General features: G+C 71.2%; 13 protein-coding genes. 6 read left to right on the top strand and 7 right to left on the bottom strand.

Going from position 1 to position 20,591, the window contains the following annotated elements:
* Window positions 1-224: 224 nt before the first annotated feature.
* Together JOD65_RS08250 and JOD65_RS08245 are read right to left on the bottom strand one after the other, a co-directional pair.
* Window positions 225-1,238, bottom strand: a complete 1,014-nt coding sequence (locus JOD65_RS08250) for an NAD(P)-dependent alcohol dehydrogenase (RefSeq protein ID WP_224747941.1) — start codon at window positions 1,236-1,238, stop codon at window positions 225-227.
* A 41-nt stretch (window positions 1,239-1,279) separates the two neighbouring features.
* Window positions 1,280-1,873 carry a DJ-1/PfpI family protein gene (locus tag JOD65_RS08245; protein WP_204811023.1) on the bottom strand — a complete coding sequence of 198 codons (594 nt, stop codon included), beginning with the start codon at window positions 1,871-1,873 and terminating at the stop codon, window positions 1,280-1,282.
* 237 nt (window positions 1,874-2,110) lie between these two features.
* Between JOD65_RS08245 and JOD65_RS08240 the strand changes: the two genes are divergently transcribed.
* The 6 genes from JOD65_RS08240 to JOD65_RS08215 all read left to right on the top strand — a co-directional run bounded on the left by JOD65_RS08240 (window position 2,111) and on the right by JOD65_RS08215 (window position 14,496).
* Window positions 2,111-4,840, top strand: coding sequence for a helix-turn-helix transcriptional regulator (locus tag JOD65_RS08240; protein ID WP_191196273.1), 2,730 nt, complete (start codon window positions 2,111-2,113; stop codon window positions 4,838-4,840).
* A 111-nt stretch (window positions 4,841-4,951) separates the two neighbouring features.
* A complete protein-coding gene (locus JOD65_RS08235) occupies window positions 4,952-6,280 on the top strand; it encodes an alpha/beta fold hydrolase (RefSeq protein WP_191196272.1) in 1,329 nt (442 codons plus the stop codon).
* A gap of 92 nt (window positions 6,281-6,372) precedes the next feature.
* On the top strand, window positions 6,373-7,902 hold the full coding sequence (locus JOD65_RS08230; protein ID WP_191196271.1) for an MFS transporter: 1,530 nt from the start codon (window positions 6,373-6,375) through the stop codon (window positions 7,900-7,902).
* Window positions 7,903-8,265: 363 nt separating this feature from the next.
* Window positions 8,266-9,735 carry an MFS transporter gene (locus tag JOD65_RS08225; protein WP_191196270.1) on the top strand — a complete coding sequence of 490 codons (1,470 nt, stop codon included), beginning with the start codon at window positions 8,266-8,268 and terminating at the stop codon, window positions 9,733-9,735.
* Window positions 9,736-9,916: 181 nt separating this feature from the next.
* The gene (locus JOD65_RS08220; RefSeq protein ID WP_191196269.1) at window positions 9,917-11,029 is read left to right on the top strand and encodes a sugar phosphate isomerase/epimerase family protein; all 1,113 of its coding nucleotides are present in this window, start codon (window positions 9,917-9,919) and stop codon (window positions 11,027-11,029) included.
* Between the two features lie 110 nt (window positions 11,030-11,139).
* Window positions 11,140-14,496 (top strand): PQQ-dependent sugar dehydrogenase, encoded by a 3,357-nt coding sequence (locus JOD65_RS08215; RefSeq protein ID WP_191196268.1) that lies wholly within the window; start codon window positions 11,140-11,142, stop codon window positions 14,494-14,496.
* A 193-nt stretch (window positions 14,497-14,689) separates the two neighbouring features.
* Here JOD65_RS08215 and JOD65_RS08210 read toward each other — a convergent pair whose 3' ends face one another.
* The 5 genes from JOD65_RS08210 to JOD65_RS08190 all read right to left on the bottom strand — a co-directional run bounded on the left by JOD65_RS08210 (window position 14,690) and on the right by JOD65_RS08190 (window position 20,348).
* Window positions 14,690-17,029, bottom strand: coding sequence for a hypothetical protein (locus JOD65_RS08210; RefSeq protein ID WP_191196267.1), 2,340 nt, complete (start codon window positions 17,027-17,029; stop codon window positions 14,690-14,692).
* 590 nt (window positions 17,030-17,619) lie between these two features.
* A complete protein-coding gene (locus JOD65_RS08205) occupies window positions 17,620-18,330 on the bottom strand; it encodes an SDR family oxidoreductase (protein WP_307821022.1) in 711 nt (236 codons plus the stop codon).
* Between the two features lie 168 nt (window positions 18,331-18,498).
* Window positions 18,499-18,795 carry a DUF4193 family protein gene (locus tag JOD65_RS08200; protein WP_191196265.1) on the bottom strand — a complete coding sequence of 99 codons (297 nt, stop codon included), beginning with the start codon at window positions 18,793-18,795 and terminating at the stop codon, window positions 18,499-18,501.
* 314 nt (window positions 18,796-19,109) lie between these two features.
* Entirely contained in the window at window positions 19,110-20,150 is a 1,041-nt protein-coding gene (locus JOD65_RS08195) for a PASTA domain-containing protein (protein ID WP_191196264.1), read from the bottom strand.
* Window positions 20,151-20,348: a hypothetical protein gene (locus JOD65_RS08190; protein ID WP_204811021.1), complete on the bottom strand. Its 198-nt coding sequence runs from the start codon at window positions 20,346-20,348 to the stop codon at window positions 20,151-20,153.
* Window positions 20,349-20,591 lie beyond the last annotated feature (243 nt).

The following is a 20,591-nucleotide window of genomic DNA, read 5'->3' as shown; positions in this document are numbered from 1 at the left end:
CTTGCACGCCTGCCGGGTCGTGAGGGCGCAGGTAAACTGACGCGATGGGCGCAATTCAAGAAGCCCTGCAGATCGCTTCTGCGTGGTGGTCTCGTCGGCAACCGTGGTGGCGGCCATCGTCGTGTGGCGGGACGACCACAGCAAGCGGGTCGACGGAGGCCGGGCCTAGTCCCTCCCGTCACGCCCACGGCGCGTGCAGATCAAGGCGATGTCGAGCGGGTTTCTCAGACGACGATGGCGACCTTTCCGCGAATAGCACCGTGCTCGAGCTGCCTCATCGCGTCTGCGGCCTGCTCGAGCGGGTAGGTGCGGTCGAGTGCTGGGTCCACCTGGCCCGCTTCGATGAGGCTGGCGAGCCGCTTGTAGTGGTCCGCGTGCTCGCGGGCGAGAAGTGGAACCAGCCGTTGCCCGATGAACGGGGACAGGAGGGCCCCGCGGATCTGGCGGGCCATTCCGAGGATGGCGCCGGCGTTCTCGCCGCCGACGAACACGGCGGTGCCCCGCGGGGTGAGGGCACGCCGGAGCTGACGCACGGTGGGGTTGCCGGCGATGTCGATGACGAGGTCCCAGCGGCGGGTGCCGTCGGTCCAGTCGTCGCGGTCGTAGCTCAGGACACGGTGGGCGCCGATGGCGCGGACGTAGTCGGCCTTGGCGGCGCTGCACACGCCGGTGACGTCGGCTCCGAGCGCGCGGGCGATCTGGACCGCGTAGCTGCCGACGCCGCCTGAGGCGCCTGTGACGAGGACGGACTGGCCGGCCTGGAGCCGACCGGTGTCGGTGAGTGCCTGGAGGGCGGTGCCGGCTGAGATGGGCACGACGGCGGCCTGGGCGAAGGACAGGTCGGCTGGTTTGCGGGAGAGCTTGTCGGGAGTCGTCACGGCGTACTCGGCGAACGAGCCGGGTGCGACTCCGTAGACCTCGTCGCCGGGGGCGAAGCCGCCCACACCGGTGCCGACTTCGGCGACGACGCCGGCCACGTCCCTGCCCGGCACGGGGTTCCTGGGTCGGCGCAGTCCCACGGCGAGGCGCACGGCGTACGGCTTGCCGGTGAGGAGATGTTCGGTGCCGCGGTCGAGTCCGGCGGCGCGGACGCGGACGAGGACCTGGCCGTCGCCGACGACCGGCCGCGGCACGTGGGCGGCACGCAGGACGTCGGAGGTGCCGTAGCGATACTGGGTGATCGCCCGCATCGCGTTGGCCCGGACGGTGGGGGTGTCGGTGGGGGGCTTGGTTCTCATGTCGTCGTCCTTGTCTGCGTGCAGGTGTGTCGTGGTCTGGTTCAGATCGGGGGCATGGGGTCGTACTGGATGTCGCGTCTGACCTCTCGTGCGCGGTCGGGGCCGGCGAGGCGGGCGACGAGGTGGAGTGCCATGTCGATGCCGGCGCTGACGCCGGCGCTGGTGATGAGGTCGCCGTCGTCGACGAAGCGGGAGCGGACGTCGGTGATGACGGTGGGGTCGAGCTCGGCGAGGTGGTTGAGAGAGGCCCAGTGGGTGGTCGCTCGCCTGCCGGTGAGGAGGCCCGCGGCGGCGTAGACGAGGCTGCCGGTGCACACCGATGCCAGCAGGGGGACGTCGCGGCGGGCGTTGCGTACCCATTCCAGGTGTTCGGGGTCGTCGAGCATCGGGCGGGTGCCGGGGCCTCCGGGGTGGATGAGCACGTCGAGCTGCGGGGCGGTCTCCGTCGAGTGGTGGGCTCCGGGCACGAGTGCCTTCGCGCCGACGACCGGCCCGCCGTGGACGGACATGCAGAAGACGTCCCAGCCGTCTTCGGGGTGCTCGCGCGTCCAGCTGGACAGCACCTCCCACGGGCCGATGGCGTCGAGCTCCTCGACCCCGTCGAAGACCAGCAAACCGATGTGCCGGCGACGCACAGCGCCTGCGTCGCTGCCCTTGGATGGCCGCGGGCTGGGCTCTGTGGTGGGTGGAGTGCTCGAGGTGGGGTACTCGTGCATGAGTAGGTCTCCTGGTTGTGGGACGTTCCGGGGCCCAGTGCCTCCGAAGCGTTACGACGAGCGTCCTTGGACCGCCTCCACATCGCCCCGGCAAAACCGCCGGGATTGGTCCGGTCCACATCTGCGGACGGGGCGGAGCGGTTGTACCTTCGTGCCGTGCTGGTCGGCCGGGAGCCCGAGCGGGCACTCCTGGGAGCGCTCGTCGACGACGCACGCAACGGCACGGCCGGAACCCTGGTGGTCCGCGGCGACCCAGGGGTCGGGAAGTCCGCGCTCCTCGACGTCGTCGCCGCCGAGGCTGCGGACGTCACCCTTCTCCGCACCCAAGGGCTGGAGGTCGAAGCGCCGCTGCCCTTCGCGGCCTTGCATCGACTTCTGCTTCCCCTCACGAGGTTGCGCGACCAGCTTCCCCCGCCGCAGGCGCGGGCGCTCCGGGTGGCGTTCGGGGAGGAGGACGGCCCGTCGGTGGAGCCGTTCCTGGTCGGCGTGGCGACGCTGTCGCTGCTCACGTCAGCCGGCGAGGAGGGGCCCGTGTTGTGCGTCGTCGACGACGCCCACTGGCTCGACCCGGCCTCGGCCGGCGCCCTGCTGTTCTGTGCACGACGCCTGGGCGCGGACCGGGTGGCGATGGCGTTTGCGGCCCGGGAGGACGCTGCCGCCCGGTTCGACGCACCAGGGGTTCGCGAGGTCACGCTGGGTGGGCTCGACGATGACGCGAGCCGGGCCCTTCTCGCCGGACAGCTCGGCGAGTCGGCGGCAGAGGGCGTTGTCACGCGCCTGGTGCAGGAGAGCCGCGGCAACCCGCTGGCGCTCCTCGAGCTCCCGCGCGAGCTCGACACGGCTCAGCTCGCCGGCGCGGCGTCGCTGCCCGCCAAGCTGCACCTCACGGACCGAGTCGAGCAGGCGTTCCTCGACCGGAGCCGCCGGCTCCCCGACCCTGTCCAGCAGCTCGTCCTCCTGGCAGCTGCCGACGACTCGGGCCAGGTCGACGTCGTCCGGGACGCCGCCCACCGGCTCGGCCTCGACGACCACGCGCTACGCGCCGCCGTGGACTCCGGACTGCTCGTGCAGACCGACCACACGGTCGCGGTGCGGCACCCCCTCGTCCGCTCGGCCATCTACCAGACCGCAGCCGACGACGACCGGCGCCGGGCCCACCGTGCCCTGGCCGACTCACTGAGCAGCTCCGGGGAGGCCGACCGTGCCGTCTGGCACCGCGCCTTTGCCGTGAACGACGACCACGACGACGACCACGACGACCTCGTCAACGCCCTGGCCGACGTCGGTGCGCGGTCCCAGAGACGCGGCGGATACGTCGCCGCGCTGGCGGCGTACGAGCGCGCCGCAGGTCTGTCGACCGACCCGGCCCGCCGGGCACCGCTGACGGTTGCGGCCGCTCGAAGCGCCTGGGCGTGCGGTCAGGCGGAACGGGCCCGCACACTGCTCACCACCGCACGGCAGGTGACGGACGACCCGGTCGTGCTGTGCGACATCGCGAGCCTGCGCGGGCACATCGAGGTCAACATCGGCTCCGCGCCCGAAGGGCACCGGATCTTCGTCGAAGCCGCGCACGCCGTGTGCGACGTCGATCCCGCCCGGGCGTTGCAGATGGGGGTCCTCGCGGCCGTCATGCGCACCTTCGGGGCCGACAGTGGCACGCCGCTGAGAGCCGAGCACCTGCTCGCCGCGACCGCGGGCGACGACTCGGTGCGGACACGGTGCTTGCGAGCGATGCTGACGTCGATGACCGAGTTCGCCGAGGGACGCTGGGGCGCGGCCGTCGACGCGCTGGACCTCGCCTTCGACCTCGGTGCGGACGTCGACGACCGGGACGTGCTCTGGAACCTCGGAAACGCCGCCCTGCAGGTCGGGAACGATCGAGGCCAGCGGCGGTTCTACTCGCACGCCCTGTCACGGGCCCGTGAGAGCGGAGCGGTCACCGCAGTCATCTACTGCCTGCAACGCCTCTGCTTCGTCCACGTCGCCACCGGCGACCACCTCGCGGTGCGCGTCAGCGCCGAAGAGGCGCTCGCCCTCGGCGAGAGCATCGGCCAGCCCGCCATGACAGCCCTGCCGGTCGCCTGGCTGACGTTGCTGGCCGCCCACCAGGGCAGCGACGACTACGACCACCTCGCCGGCCGGCTGGACACCCTGGTCGCGGCACACCCGCTCGGCATCACCGCCGACCCGGTGCACGACCTGACCCGCTGGGCTGCGGCCGTGCGAGCCACCGGACAGGGAGACACCGCGGGCGCACTCCACCACTTCACCCGGATACGGCTCGGCTTCCTCGCCCGGATGGTCGCAACCCAACGGCTCGAAGCGGCAGTCCGCGCCGGGGACGCCGCGCAGGCACGGGCGTGGACCGCAGAGCTCGAGGCGTTCGCGGCCCAGGCTGCGCGCCCGTGGGCGCGGTCTGTCGTCGCCTTCGGTCGCGCGCTGACCGAGGACGGTGACGTCGAGGAAAGCTTCCGCCTTGCGCTCGCCGAAGGCGTGAGAAGCGAACGTCCCCTCGACGTGGCGCGCATCGAGCTGACCTACGGGGAGTGGCTCCGCCGCCAACAGCGCCGCGTCGATGCGCGGCAGCATCTGCGGCACGCGCTCGACACCTTCGCTGACGTGCGCGCCAGCGCGTGGTCGTCGCGTGCCGAGCAGGAGCTCCGCGCCTCCGGCGAGACCGCCCGCAAGCGCGACCCGTCCACGCAGCTGCAGCTCACGCCGACGGAGCGCAAGATCGCCCAGCTCGTCAGCTCCGGGATGTCCAACAAGGACGTCGCGGCGCAGTGCTGGATCTCCCCCCGGACCGTCGCCTTCCACCTGCGCAACGTCTTCACCAAGGCAGGTGTCACCTCCCGAGGCGAACTGGCTCAGCTCGACCTCAGCTGACCCCGCTCTCCGCGCGCAGTGAGGGCATCCCGGCCATCTGGCCGGGGCGATGAGTGCCGCCTCCCGACCACTCTCAGCAGTACCCCGTCCCCCGCTGAGAGCGAGAAGCTGATGAGCACCCCCGACACGTCGCCGAACGCACGCTCCACGACCGCAGTCGTCGTCGTCGCCCTGGCCATCGGAATGGCTGCGACCGCTGTCCTGACGATGCTGGTCTTCCCGGGCGCCACCGAAGGTGTCACCACCGGCGCGGCCCTGCTCGGGTTCGGCGTCGGGTGGGCAGCGCTGCACGCGCTGTCGCGCAGGACGCCCCGGCCGCAGCGGTGGGCTGCCGTTCCGGCCGTCGCCATGGCGTCCACGGGCCTCGCTCTCATCGCCACCGCGCCGTCAGACCAGACCCTCGGCGTGCTCACCTGGATCTGGCCGCCACTCGCGCTCGCGCTCGCCGGATGGACGTACGTCCGGATGCGCCGCCACGTGGCCGGCGCCGGCCGCTGGCTCGTGACCGCGACGCTGCTGGCGTTCGCCGCCGCCGCCGTGGGTGCCGGTGCGCGGCAGGTCAGCACCGAACCGTTCGTCGACGCCAACCCTGTCCCGGGCACGACGTGGTCGGTGCACGGTCACGACCTCCACCTCGACTGCCGCGGCCAGGGCAGTCCCACGGTCGTGCTCTTCAACGGTCTCGGGGAGTTCTCCCGCTCGTGGGCCCGGATCGTCGACGGTGCAGCCCTCACGACGCGCGTCTGCGCCTACGACCGCGCCGGCCAGGGCTGGAGCGACGACCTCCGCGAACCGCAGGACGGAGTCGCAGCGGCCGAGGACGTCCACGCCCTGCTCGACGCCGCCGGTGAGACCGGTCCCTACGTCGTCGTCGGGCACTCGATCGGCGGCCCGTACGCCATGACCTACGCCGACCAGTACGCCGACGACGTGGCCGGGATGGTGCTGCTCGACGGCACCAGCCCGCACCAGTTCACCGCCATCCCCAGCTACCCCCGCGACTACGCCATGTTGCGTCGCGCCTACGGCGTCCTGCCCACCCTGGCCCGGCTGGGTCTCGGCTCCTTGCTCGCCGGGTCCCACCTGCCCGCTGACGAAGCACGCCCCGTCGACGACATGAACGCGTCCCCGCGAGCCGGCCGGAACAGCCGCGACGAGGTGTCGGTGCTGCCCGAGGTGTTCGAGGCTGCCCAGCAGCTCACCACCCTCGGCGACCGTCCCCTCGCCGTGTTGACCAGCACCGAGACGGCACACAACACCGGCGGCTGGACAGCAGCGCAGATCCGGCTCGCGGCCTTGTCCAGCGATGTCATCCACCGATACGTCAACGCCAGCCATCAGGGGATGGTCGAGGACCCCGCCGGCGCGGCCGCCTCCGTCCAGGCCATCACCTCCGTCCTTCAGGCCATCCGCACCCACACCCCGCTCGCGACGCCCTGACCCGACGCAGGGACCCATCGCCCAGCTCGCCCAGGCCATCCGAGCCTGCTCAGGCCGCCCACCACCACCACTCACCCACGCAGGAGCAACGCATGTCCGACACACACCACGGCGCAACCCACGCCGCAACCCACGCCGCACACCACGCCGCACACCACGCCCCGCACCATGGCTCACCGCACGGATCGCCGCACCCCGCGCCAGGTCCCGAGGAGGAGGACGGTCCGCGCCGCCCGTGGACGGTCCTCGCCGTCGCGCTCGCCGCCCAGATCCTCGTCGTTCTCGACATCTCGGTGGTCAACACCGCTCTCCCCACCATCGGGCGCTCCCTCGACATCGACGGAGGCAACCTGCAGTGGCTCGTCACGGCCTACGTGATGATGTCCGGCGGCGGTCTGCTCCTCGGAGGCCGACTCTCGGACCTGCTGTCCCGCCGCGGCGTGTTCCTCACCGGACTCACTCTCTTCACGGCCGCGTCCATCGTCAGCGGATTCGCCGGCTCGACCCAGGAGCTCATCGCCGCGCGAGCCGTCCAAGGCCTCAGCGCCGCGCTCCTCACCCCGTCCGCGCTCTCCCTGATCACGACCACGTACGCCGGCGCGCAGCGCAGGACCGCGCTCGCCCTGTGGGGCGTCGTCGGCAGCCTCGGTGTCGCGGCAGGCGTCCTGCTCGGCGGGGCCGTGACGACCTGGACGAGCTGGCAGTTCATCTTCTGGATCAACGGCCCCGTCGGCGTCGTCGCCCTGCTCGTCGGCACCCGCACCATCGCCAAGGAGCCCGTCGCACGTCCCCGTCTCGCCGATCTCGACCTCCCCGGAGCCACCGCGGTCATCGGCGGGCTCGTGGCGCTGACGTACGCGCTCGGTGCGACCGCCACGCACGGCTGGTGGTCGGCCCACACCGTCGTCGCGATGGCCGTCTCAGCCGTCCTGCTGGTGGCGTTCCTCACCGTCGAGCGAAGCGCCGCCAAGCCGCTGTTCCCACCGCACGTGTGGAAGCTCAAGGCCCTCGTGTCCGGCACCGCCGTGATGCTCGGCATCACCGGGCTCCTCGTCGGCGCCGTGTTCCTGATCTCGATCTTCGTGCAGACCGTCCTTGGCTACACCGCCCTGCAGACCGGCGTCGCGTTCCTGCCCTTCGCGCTCGCCATCACGGCCGGGACTGTCGCCGCCCGTCACCTGCTCGGCCACGTGGCACCGCGCGTCGTCGCCGCTGTCGGCCTCGTGGTGACCGGAACTGCGGCCGTGCTGCTGTCGGTCGCCGGCGCCGGTGCCGAGTACGCCGTCGACCTGCTCCCCGGGCTGGTCATCATGGGCGTCGGCGTCGGCATGGTCTTCGTGCCGGTGTCGGTGACGTCCATGGCCGGCATCCCCTCCTCCCACGCCGGTGTGGCCTCCGGCTTCCTGATGACCGGGCACGAGGTGGGCGCCGCGCTGGGCGTGGCCGTCCTGTCCGCGGTGGCCAGTACCGCCGGGTCACTCGCCACGGTCGAGGGAGCCGCCGACGCGTTCCGCCGAGGCTTCACCTGCGCCGCCGTCATTGCGGCAGTCGTCGCTGCGTACGCCCTGTGGCGGATGCCCGCACAGCGCGTCACCGGCGCCATCGGCCACATGCACCACTGAACGTGTCGCGGACCCGGCCCGAGCTCGGGAGAACCGGCAGAACCCGGCCATTCGACCGGTTCGAGCGCGCCGGGTCCGCGACACCGTGGACACACCAATCGACCCACGACACGAGGACACAGGCGGTGAGAACCATGGAGAGCAGCTCCCGGAGCGAGAGGGCCGCGACAGCCACGACCATCACAAGCATCTTGGGAAGGGCCGACCGACCGGCCGCCGATGCACGGCGCGACCTGTGCTGGTGCGGCCAGGACATGGACGTCGTTCGGGGTGACCACTGCCCCCGGTGCGGCACGATGCGCGTGGCGCGGGCCGGGGCAGCCCTGCCCCGCCTCGCGGCGTGAGGGCGGGGCACCCGTGAACATGACCATCGTCCCCCACCAGTCGCCCACCGGCGCCACCGCATCCACCGGGCGGCTCCCGGACCGGCAGCGGCAACGGCTGGCGCTGGCGCTGCTCGTGTCGGCCCAGTTCCTGGTCATGCTCGACACGTCGATCGTCAACGTCGCACTGCCGTCCATCCAGTCCGAGCTCGGGTTCGGGTCGGCCGCGGTGACGTGGGTGGTGAACGCCTACGTGCTGTCCTTCGCGGGCCTGCTGCTTCTCTCCGGTCGCGCTGCCGACGTCTTCGGCCGCCGTCGCCTGTTCATCACCGGTGCCGGCCTCTTCACCCTCGGAACCCTCATCGCCGCCCTGGCGACCGGCCCCGTGATGCTGATCGGAGGTCGGGTCGTGCAAGGTGTCGGCGCAGCCGCCCTCAGCCCCGCCGCCATGTCCCTCCTGCTGGCCACGTTCCCCGCAGAGCAACGGGCTCGGGCGATGGGCTCCTGGGGGGCCGCGTCCACCTTGGGTGGAGCGACCGGCGTGGTCACCGGTGGTCTCCTTGCCGGCAGCGTCGGCTGGCGGTCGGTGTTCCTCGTGACCGTCCCGGTCTCCGTGGCCGCCGCCGCGCTCGCGCGACGCGTCCTCCACCCGGACGTGGCCACCGGGCGGCGTACTCTCGACTGGGTTGGCGCGGCCCTCGCTACCGCAGCCGTCATCACGCTCGTGCACGGCGCCGTCGACGCCGGCGACCACGCCTGGACCTCACCGCGCGTCCTCGGCCTGCTGGCCGCTTCGGTGGTCCTTGCGACGGCGTTCGTCCTCGTGGAGCGACGCGTGGCCGACCCGCTCGTCCCGCTCGAGCTGTTCGGCTCCCGCATGACACGCCGCGGCGTCGGCCTTGCCCTGCTCGGCGGGTCGACTCGAGGGTCCACCTTCGTGCTCGTCGCGCTGTACTTCCAGCAGGCCCTCGCCATGACGCCCCAGCAGGCAGGCATCGCCATGGTCCCCACCTCGCTGGCAGGTTTCGCAGTCTCCCTCGGCCTCCTTCCGCGCGCATTGAAGACGTTCGGGCCGCTGCGCACCCTCGTGCTCGGCCTCGTCCTCCTCGCCGGCGGACAGCTGTGGCTCGCGTACTCGCCCCAGGAGCTCGGCTACGTGCTCGAGGTCCTCCCCGGCCTGCTCCTCGTCGCGACCGGAGTGGCGCTCAGCTTCACCCCCACCACCATGGTGCTCGCTTCCGCCGTCCCCGCCTCCCACACCGGTCTGGCCTCCGGCCTCGCCTCCGCGTCCATGCAGGTCGGCGGCGCGCTCGGCACCGCCGCGTTCATCGTCGTCGGCGCATCAGCCGGCCGGCAAGCCACCGGCGTCCTTGACGGCTCAGGGTTCACCGCGGCGTTCACCGCAGCCGCCGTCGTCGCGCTCGCGACCGCCGCCCTCGGCTGGCACGCATGCGCCGGCCGGGCCGTTGATGGTCGCGAGTCCGAGGTCCGTGGACGGACGTGCCGGTGACGAGGATCACGCTCATGCGCAGTGTCGCGGACGCCCTTGTACCTCATTGCCCACTTTTGCCGAGTGGTGGACAAAACGTTGACCCCGGGCGGCACCCTTCCGTACGTTCACAAGCACACCCTGTGATCCAGGTCACATCGCTCTCCTGTCCCCCCAAGGTTCGACCACCCGAGGAGCCACCATGAACACCCCTGACATCAAGTCCACCGAGACACCCGCGCTGATGCGCCGGATCGGCCTCAGCCGGCGACAGCTCCTTGCGGCGTCGACCGGTCTTGCGGCCGCGTCCGTCGCCGGCCCGCTGACGTCGTCGGCTGCTGCGGCTGGCAACGGCGTCCTGATCCCGAGGGGAAAGCTCGGCATCATCCTCTACACCGTGCGCGACGCCATCGGTCGCGACCCGAACACCACCGACCTCGCCTCAGGCTTCAAGGAGGTCTTCGCCGAGCTGGCCCGGATCGGTTACAAGCAGATCGAGTTCGCCGGCTACACCCAGCATGCCAATGCCGAAGGTGGGCGCACGCCGGCTCCGGAGGTGCTCAAGCAGTGGCTCGACGACAACGGCCTGGAGGCTGAAGGCAACCACGGCAGCATCCCGAGCACCATCACCGACGCCACCCTGGCGAGCTTCGACGCGGCCTGCGAGGCGGCCAACATCCTCGGCATGGGCCACATCGGCACTGGCAGCGACCCCACCAGCTCGGCCTACCTGGCCGACTGGCAGGCCGCGGCCGAGCGATGGAACATCCTCGGCGAGCGGGCGATGAACATGCACGGGCTGAAGCTCTACACCCACAACCACTCGCCGGCGTACAGCTTCCTGCTCGACAGCGGGCCGCTCGACGCATCCGGGCGCCCGACGCGCTCGTCGGGCATCCGTCGCCTGGAGTGGTTCCTCGACAACACCGACTCCCGCTACGTCTTCCTGGAGATGGACATCTTCTGGGCCCACGTGGCGCAGTACCAGCACCACACCTACACCGCGCCCGACGGGTCGTCGGTGCAGGACATCTTCGACCCGCTGGCCACCGTCAACACCTACGGCCCGATGCGCTATCCGCTGTTCCACGCCAAGGACGGCGACTCGCGGCCGGGCACCGCCAACGGCTACGAGATCGTGCCCTTCGGCGCCGGTGACATTGACTACCGAGCCTTCCTGGGCGGCGTCGGCGCCAAGGGTTACCACAACCCGATGTGGGAGCAGGACAACGCCGGAGGCGGCGCCGCCAACCCCGGTCAGTCGCTGGCCTACGCCCAGTACAGCTACGACAACATGGCCCGCCTTCGCGGCTGACCCGCAGGCCTCCACCCACGTAGAAGAGCCCGGGGCGCACTCGGGCGGCTGTTGCACCAGCCGCCGCGCCCCGGGCTCGCACGCCCTCCCTCGGAAAGCAGGACGTACAGATGGAATCTACCCGCCCCACCACGCGTCGACTGGCATTCGCCGTCGCCACCGCTGCACTCGGGCTCAGCGCCCTCTCGGCCGTCCCAGCACCGGCTGCCGCCCACGACGGAGTCGACCACGGCACCGAACCCGGCGCCGCGGAGGCACTCGACTGGTCCAACTACGAAAAGGTCACGCTCACCAAGAACACCGGTGAGCCCGTCGACATGGCCGTGCTTCCCGATCGCCGGGTGCTGCACACCGCCCGCAACGGCGATGTCCGGCTGACCGACCCCGACGCCGGCACGACTCGCGTCGTCAACACAGTCCCGGTCTACAACAACTCCGAGGACGGCCTGCAGACCGTCACCCTGGACCCCGACTTCGCCACCAACCAGTGGGTCTACCTCTACTACGCGCCGCGGACGATGACCGCTCCGTACCCCACGACCACCCCGGCCGGATCGGCGCCCAACACATTGCCCGCCGGTGCGGACGTGTCCTACTGGGACCAGTGGAAGGGCTACAACCAGCTCACCCGGGTGAAGTGGGACGAGGCGACCGACTCCCTCGACCTGGGCACCGAGCAGGTGATCCTCAAGGTCGAGGTCCAGCGCGGCCAGTGCTGCCACGTGGCAGGCGACGTCGACTTCGACGACGCCGGCAACCTCTACCTCGCGACCGGCGACAACACGCCCGCGAGCGCACCCGGCGCGAACGGGTTCGCCCCGAACAACGATGCGCCGGGGATGAACCCCGGCTTCGACTCGCGCCGCGGGGCGGGCAACACCAACGACCTGCGCGGCAAGATCCTGCGGATCAGCGTCCAGGCGGACGGAAGCTACGAGATCCCCGACGGCAACCTCTTCGCCCCCGGAAGGGCCCAGACCCGTCCCGAGATCTTCGCGATGGGGCTGCGCAACCCGTTCCGCATCGACGTCGACCCGGAGACCGGCTCGGTGAGCTGGGGTGACTACGGCCCGGACGCCGGGGCCCCCAACCCCGATCGCGGCCCGCTGGGGTACGTCGAGTGGCAGACGACCGCGATCGACGCGCCGCTCAACGCCGGATGGCCCTACTGCACGGGCGACCAGTTCAACTACAACGAGTGGAACTTCGCCACGTCCACCCCTGGACCGTTCTTCGACTGCGCCGCGGGCGCGGAGAACAACTCGCGGTGGAACACCGGGCTGGACGTCGTACCCCCCGCGGTCCCGGCCACCCTCTACTACGGCGACAACAACACCCACCAACCGTGGCCCGAGCTGACCGACTTCTCCCCCGCAGGCGGGCAGGGCCCCATGGGCGGCCCCGTCTACCAGTTCGACGAGCTGAACCCGTCGGCCACGAAGTTCCCCGCCTACTGGGACGACAAGGCATTCTTCGGCGAGTTCTCGCAGGACTACCTGGCGGCGTTCACCCTCGACTGGCCAGCCGGTCCGGTCACGCACATCGAGCACTTCCTGCCCAACGCCGCCCTCGAGACCAACGGCATGCCGATCACCGACAGCCCGATGGACCTCGAGTTCGGCCCGGACGGGTCGCTCTACGTCCTCGACTACGGCGACGGCTTCTTCCGCGCCAATCCGGACGCCGGGCTCTACCGGATCGACTACAGCCCCGGCAACAAGGCTCCGCGGGCGGCGATCGAGGCTGATCCCGTCTCGAGCAGCTCGGCGCCACTCACCGTCGACTTCGACGGTGGCTCCTCGCTCGACCCGGAGGGCGGCCCGCTGACCTACGAGTGGGACTTCGACGGCGACGGCAGCTTCGACGCCACCGGAGTGACCGCTACCCACACCTACACCACGCTCGGGGCCTACACGGCCCGGCTGCGCGTGACCGACGCGGAGGGTCGCCGGGGCCTCACCTCGACGACGATCAGCGTCGGCAACGTGGCGCCCACCGTGTCCATCGACCAGCCGGCGGACGGGTCGTTCTTCGACTGGGGCCAGGCCGTCCCGTTCCGGGTGAGCACGTCGGACCCGGAGGACGGCAACCAGACCGTCTGCTCCCGGGTCACCTGGACCTTCGGGCTGGGCCACGACATGCACGCCCACCCGCTGAGCCAGGGCACGGGATGCCAGTTCGCCATCCCGACCCCGGCCGACGCCACGCAGCACGGCGAGACCGAGAACATCTTCGGGGTCGTGGTGATCACCTACACCGACGCCGGCGCCAACGGCGTGCCGGCGGCCACCACCACCGAGCAGCTGGTCCTGAACCCGAAGCCGCAGGAGGCGGAGTGGGCCGACTCGTCGTCCGGGGTGGCGATCGAGGGTGACGCGACGGCGAGCGGCCTCAGCAAGGTCACGTCGTTCGACGCCGGCGACTGGCTCGCGTGGGACCCGGTCAACTTCGAGGGCATCGACTCGGTCCGGATCCGCGCGAGCGGGACCGGCGCTCTGTCGCTGCGCTGGGGCGCCCCCGACGCACCTGCGTTCGCCCAGGTCACGGTCGACTCCGCCGGCTGGGCCGAGACCACCGGTTCGCTGGCCGACGCCCCCGAGGGCACCGGACAGCTCTACGTCACGTCCACGGGAGGAGTCGTGGTCGACCGGCTCACCTTCGTCGGAGCGGGGGTGGCCGACACGGTGCCTCCCACGGTCACGGCGACGCTCGACCCCGCGCAGCCCAACGGTGCGAACGGCTGGTGGACGTCGAACGTCGTCGCCACCATCACGGCCACCGACAACGGCACCGTGTCGTCGCGCCAGTCCTCCGTCGACGGCGGCCAGACCTGGACCAACGTCCCCAACAACGGCCGGGTCACCATCTCGGCCGAGGGGACGACCACCCTGCTCTACCGAGCCACCGACAACGGCGGCAACGTCTCGGCGATCGGTTCGACGACGATCAAGATCGACAAGTCCGACCCGGTCGTCTCGATCGCCGGCGTCACCGCGGGGCAGAGCGTCGCCAACACCGGGGACGTGACGTGGACGACGACGGACGCGGTCTCCGGCATCGGGTCGGTGGCGGTCACGGTCGACGGGGCCACCGTGCCGTCGGGTCAGCCGCTGGAGCTGTGGCGGCTCTCGCTGGGCAGCCACACGGTGGTGGTCACAGCGGCCGACGTGGCCGGGCGGTCGAGCAGCTCGGCGGTGACGTTCACGACCACCACGTCACTGCCGACGCTGACCACCCTGGTCGGCCAGCTGGCCGACGACGGGTTGGTGTCGAACGCCGGTGAGTCCCGGCTGGCGAAGCGTCTCGACCAGGCCAGCAAGCATCTGGCCGCCGGTCGTCGGACGCCCGCCATCGCACAGCTGCGCGAGTTCATCACACTGGCCTCCGACCCGGTCAACGTGCCGGACGCCGCTGCCCGAGCCGCGCTGGTCCGTGACGCCCGAGCGGTGATCGACCAGCTGGCCTGACCGGCCCTGCAGCTGGCACAAGCCTGCTGGCTCGCCCCACCTCGTGCGGACCACCGCCGGGGTGGGGCGTGTCAGCGGGGTGCGGCGAGACGTAGGGCTGTCCAGACCTACCTGCTCGTGGTCGCCGGCGGGACCACGGCGGCGTGGGCAGGCGTTGACCGCGCCGGCTCGAGGATGTGAGCCAACCGGCGTGCTACTCGTCGGTGCCTTCGCCGCTGGCGTCCTCGTTGCACTCGATCTGCGGCGGCTCCTCGCCCGGCACGACGAGCAGCTGCAGCTGCGCCATCTCGGGCCCGCGGATGGCGAAGGAAAGGGCGCCGGCGCGGATCCCCCGGCCGTTCCGGGTCTGGTAGCGGTAGCCGCCGGACTGGCGGACCCCGATGGTGTAGACGCACTCGTCGAACTGCGTGATCTCCGAGACCGGCTCTCGCAGGTCCTCGACGTCCTCGCTCAGGGACGCGATGCCCTTGCGCACGTCGTCCCTGGTCGTGGCGCGGGGCCGGTCCGGCCGGGTCCGATCGAGGGACTCAGCAGGGTCGGCGCCGCAGTCGCCGCGACCGTACGGCCGATCGGTCCCACGGAACGCCAACAATTGGTAATCGGGGTCGTCCCACTCGCTCGTGTCGCGGTCGATGGCGGCCCGGTAGTGGGGGCGGCGCTGCGGACGACCGGTGAGGTAGCCGAGTCGCTGCCACTCGGCGCCGGCCTCGGTGACGGGCACCGCGGTCAGGCACGACTCCCACTGATCGAACCGCTGCGTCTGCTGCTCGACGTCCCGGGCGACCAGCTCGAGGTCGTCCAACCAACGCAGGAGCCGGCGCGGCGAGGAGCCGCGGGACGAGCGGCCCCACGGGGCGGGCTGCGCCGCGGCACGCGCGTCCGCACCCGTGCCGTTGGGGTCTGCCGGCCGCGACAGGCAGCCGGGGGAGCTGGCGAGGTCGAGCAGGCGCCAGTCGGGCCGGCCGCGGCGGGCCAAGGCGAGTGCCGGCCGGAGGTCGCGTCCGGTGCCGTCGCGCTCGTCGTACTCGTAGCCCCACCGGTGCTGCGGGTCGCCGCGCCGGCTGACGCCGACCTCGGTCAGGCACGACTCGATCCCGGTGAAGCGCCGAGCGTGTGCCTGGAGAACCGACAGGGTCCGTTCCAGTCGGACCAGACGTCCGCGCAGCGATCGGGGACGGTGCGGAGCAGCCCGGGCAACGGCCCGATCCACGCCTGCAGGATCGGCGTACGGCCACGCGCGCGCCACCGCGACACGTGCCGGCGGCACCTCGGTTCGCGGTGTCGCGGCGTGGTCACGTCCTCCCTGCGCGGCGCCGATGTCGCACCTCTTCAGGCCGGCGCGTGGTCGGCCCAGTGCGTCGTGCGAGAGCACGTCCTTCCACGACACGTACCCGGTGAGCAGCTGGCCGGCGGGGAGAGGCCGCGGCAACCTGGAGGTGCGACCGACGCAGTGACGGCCCGGGAGCGCGCGTCGGACGGGGCTGTTGCGGCGGGGAACGAGCACGAACCCTCGAGGGTCGTCCTCCAACGCCCTGAGCTGCGGGTCCTCACCGAGGATGTCGTCGCGACGATCGAGCCGGCAGGTGTCGTCGTTGACGAAGTTGAAGCCGTGCGAGATCGCTGCGTAGACCCGGCAGCTGCGGCGGGTCGGGATGGTGTCGCCGGTGACCCCGTCCACGACGGGAGGGCCGATGATGGTGGCGTGGCTGGTGAAGGTGCCACCAGCACCAAGGTCACCGCCCACCGGCGCGATGTTGGCGACCACGGTCGAGTGGAGCAGGGTCATCGCTCCGGCCGAGAGCAATCCTCCGCCCTCCCCCTCGGCGTAGTTGTTGGCGACGGTCGCGTTGATGAGCACCATGTCTCCGCGTGCCCACAGGCCGCCGCCGGGGTGGGCGACGGCGAGGTTGCGGGCGATGGTGGAGTTGACGACCAGGACGTCGTCCTCGCCGGAGATCGCGCCGCCCCGGTCGTCGGCGCGGTTGCCGATGAGGGTCGAGTCGTAGACAGCCACGTCGCCGTCGAGCGTGAAGATGGCGCCGCCCGGCCCGTCGGCAGCGCTGCCGTCGATGTGGGAGCCGATCACGGTCACGTCGCCGTCCTCGTCGGCATACAAGGCGCCGCCGTCGCCGTCCGTGGTGTTGCCGTCGATCTCGGAGCGCACCACGAGGATGTCCCCGGTGGACCCGATCGCGCCACCAGAGCCGTCGACGAGGTTGTTGCCGAGGATCGAGTCGTAGACCTGCACCCCGCCGCGCCGTGCGTAGAGGCCGCCGCCGTCGTCGTTGGCCAGGTTGCCGGTGATCCGCGACCAGTGCGCGGTGATCCGCCGCATCGAGAACACGCCACCACCCGGCTCCTCGGCGAGGTTCTGGAAGACGACGACCTGTCGCAGCATGATCTCGCCGCGTGACGTCAACGCAGCGCCGGGCCCCTCTGACCCTCCCCGGGTGAGCGTGACGCGTCGGATGTCGAGGTAGCCCGAGCCGTCCTGACGCAGCACCCGCTTCTCGAAGCAGGTCTGTTGCAGCACGTGACCGTCACCATCGAGAACCAGCGGGTACGGCGACTCACGAATCGGGTCACCAAGACGGCAGTCGCGAAGCAGGATGTCTGCGCCGAGCTCGATCCGGCGGCGCAGCGGATCGGCCCAAGCAGCGCGAAACTCCTGCTCCGTGCTGACGGCATCGCGCCGTGCAGTCCTCTGGGGGGTCGTCGTCGCGCGTCCAGACAGTCTCGGTGGGGTCGCCGTCCGAGCGCCCACCGACATCGTCTGCACAAGCTCATCTCGGCGCGGTCCAGGCGACTCGGGTACTACCAATGCCCCGGCAGCCAGCGAGGCCGCACCCAGGATGACGGACGCCAAGGCAGTAGCGGATCGGCGGCGCGCCATCTCGCCCTCCCGTCCCAGGCAGCCGAATCCACAGTAGGAACGGCTGGAGCGGCGCCGGGGAAGGCGCGCTGCAAGGCGTCATCGAATCTGCCGTCCGGTTTGATCGCTCATCAGCATGAGTGCTCGAGTCGAGGCAGATCCGGGTGAGGACAAGCCCACAACGCGGCAGATCCGGATGACGTCGGCCCGGGCACCATCATCCAAGTCCGACGCGGTTGTCGGTCGGGGTCCTAGATCACGTGCCCACCGTTGACCGTGATGCGCTGGCCAGTGATGAAGCCGCCAGCGTCCGATGCCAGATGCCCAACCATCGCGGCAACGTCATCCGGCGTACCCATCCGTCGCAATGGGACCTCAGCGGCGTAGGACTCGGAGTCGACACCGGCGTGGCGCTCGACTGGGATCCATCCGGGTTGGACGAGGTTGACGGTGATGCCGGCCGGGCCGAGTTCCTTCGCCCACACCTTGGTGAGCCCGATCTGGGCGTTCTTTGCTGCCACATACGCCGACATGAGGGGCGCAGCTCGATCCGCGAGGTCGGAACCAATCAGGATGACCCGCCCGCCGCCGGTCGACCGCATGCTCGGAAGGGCTGCCTGAACGAGCAGAGTGGGACTCTTGACGAAGAACTCCAGCTGGTCGAGATGAGTGCGCCAGGTCAGGTCGACGACGCTCACTTCTGGCTGCGGACCTGTGGCATTGGCGACGACCGCCGTGACCGGACCGAGCGCTCTGGTGACATCCGCAAACAGGCCGGCTACCCCGTCCTCAGTGACGACGTCAGCGCCGAACGCCTCGGCCACACCACCGGCCTCCCTGATCCGTTCGGCAACGGACTCTGCCGCCTCGCGACCACGGAGGTAGTTGACCGCAACCGGCCTCCCATCGGCCGCAAGTCGCAGAGCGATCGCCGCGCCAAGACCTCGCGAAGCACCAGTCACGACCGCGACTCCAGAGGTAGCCATTCGCCCACATTACGAGCCGGAGCCGTCGGCGAAGTCCCGCGGCGCTCGCATCGGACATCGGTGCGGGCTCAGGCGGATCCGGATGCTTGGCTACGGGCCGTCAGCTGCGCAAGAACGCGCGTGTCGAGAGGATGGACCGGCACCCTAGGCGCAGTCGGCACAGAGGTCGACAGCAGGCGAGGATCGTCGGGAATCGTGCTGCACCAGGAAGCAGGACGTGCACGTGAACTCACCTGTCTGCTTCGGCACGACCTCGACGGAGAGCGTTTCGTGCGACAGATCAGCGCCAGGGAGCTCGTATGACTCAGCCAGCTCGGTCTCGTCCTCGTCTACCTTCCCCGAGGTCTTGTCCTGCTCACCCGAGGTGAGGCGGCGGGCCTCGAGACTCTCCTCCTTCTGCTCTTCTTCGGTCTTGCGGGATGCGTCGTAGTCGGTAGCCATGTACAGGTCCTCTCGGGGCGAAGCGCGAATCCTAGTTTGCGTGCCGTCGCGGCCCACCATGGGCGAGGCTGGAAGGAGGCGGGGCGCCGCCGTCGCGAGCGCTGGCTGGCAGCCCGTCAGGCGGCGGAGAGGCGCACGTTCGATGGCGTGGCGGTCAACCACGGTCGCCGGCGGGCACTTCGTTCGCGGGACGTCGTGCGCGCTTCGGTGCCCCGCGTTCCCGCCAGCCGATCGGCGGGCTTCCGTGCAGCTGGCCCGCCGGGCCAGGTCCGTACCGCGGACCGGACTCGGTCACCCACCGAGCACGCCAGCGGTCAGTCGTCGAGTGCGTCCCGGTCGTCGCGGGTTCGTACCCAGGGCGGTGGTCCGAGACCGCTGCCGCCGGGAACGGTCACGGAGACGACCGCGATGGCTCCGCCGTCGTCCTTGAAGAGGTCGATCGTGAGCTGGCACTCGAGCCCCGGTCCGTCGCCCTGTCCGTCTCCCGATCCGTCGCCGGGTCCTGCGCCGCTGGATGTGAGCACTACCCGGGTGGGAGCCCCAGCGACACCGGACGGGCTCGGCGTGGGGAGGCCGCACGTGGTGGGCGGTGGCGGTCCACTGGTGATCGAGACGACCGGCTGTCCGAGGTCGTTGGCCACGGGGCGCACCGCGTGGGCCACGACGGGGTCGCGCACGCGCCAACGCCAGTCGGGCGAGGTGGCCGAGTGGGTCCCGTCGGCCGTCCCGGCCGCGTTCCCGTCGACGTAGAGCCGCACCTCGGGCGCGAGGTGCGGGCGGGCCGAGCCGGAGACCAGGAAGCGCAGGAACGCCCACGCCTGGACGCGGCCTGCGGCGTCGGCAGGGCAGCTCCATGACGGGGTCGCCGTCGCGATGACGACCACGACCTCGTCGAGCCGGACCGTGTCGCCGGAAGGCGGCACGGACCCCAGCACCTGCCCGGCCGGATCACACTGGGGCGCCGGGTCGACCCGCGACAAGATGCCGGCGCGCCCCAGCGCGCTGACGGCCTCGGCGGAGGTGAGACCTACGAGGGCAGGCACCGTCGCGGCCCTCCGCTCGACCGTCTCGGGGTCGGGCGGACCGGTCAGGATCGTGACCGCGAACGCCGCCGCGACGGCGGCGACGAGCACGAAGATGGCGAGCGAGGGGAAGCGAGACCGCCCGCCGAGCACCTCCTCACGCAGTGCGGGAACGACGACCTGGTCGGGGTCGGCGGAGCGCACGATGCGGCGTCGCTGGTCCTCGATCACGCGATCGACCACCGCCGCTGCGCGGTCCGCCGGCACGCCGAGCTCGGTCGCCATCTCGACGAGTGTCCGGTGGCGCGCAGCTCGGTAGTCCTGGAGGTCCATCTACCGCTCCTGGTCCTTGCGTCCGGAGTCGTCGAGCGCGTCGAGCGCGGCGTCGTTCGCTGCGGTCCGTACGCCGCTGCGGCCGCGGCCGAGGTGTGAGTTCATGCGCGCGAGCGCGTCGCCCGGGAGTGCCGGGTCGGTGCGCCGCCAGCGCCGGCCGTCGACGACGAGCCACTTCTCGTCATCAGTGCGCGCCATCCGCTGAGTTTCGCAGAACTTGTCGGCGCTCCGGTCGTCAGCGCCAGCGCGCGAGCGACAGATCGCTGGCTGAGTCCCAGGTATCCGGACATCGGCTGCTTGTTTCATTGACGGCAGGACCGAGTCTGGCGAGGCTCGGTCCAGGCGCCCGGGTCGTCGCTCTCACATCGGCTGCCCACGCTGGTCGTGTGGCTCTCATCTGGCCTGCGCGGTCCCGGGCGTCGCCAGGGCCAGGAGAGGCTC

The sequence above is a fragment of the Nocardioides cavernae genome, assembly GCF_016907475.1.
GTDB lineage: Bacteria > Actinomycetota > Actinomycetes > Propionibacteriales > Nocardioidaceae > Nocardioides > Nocardioides cavernae.
This window is presented reverse-complemented; position numbering and strand designations above follow the sequence as displayed.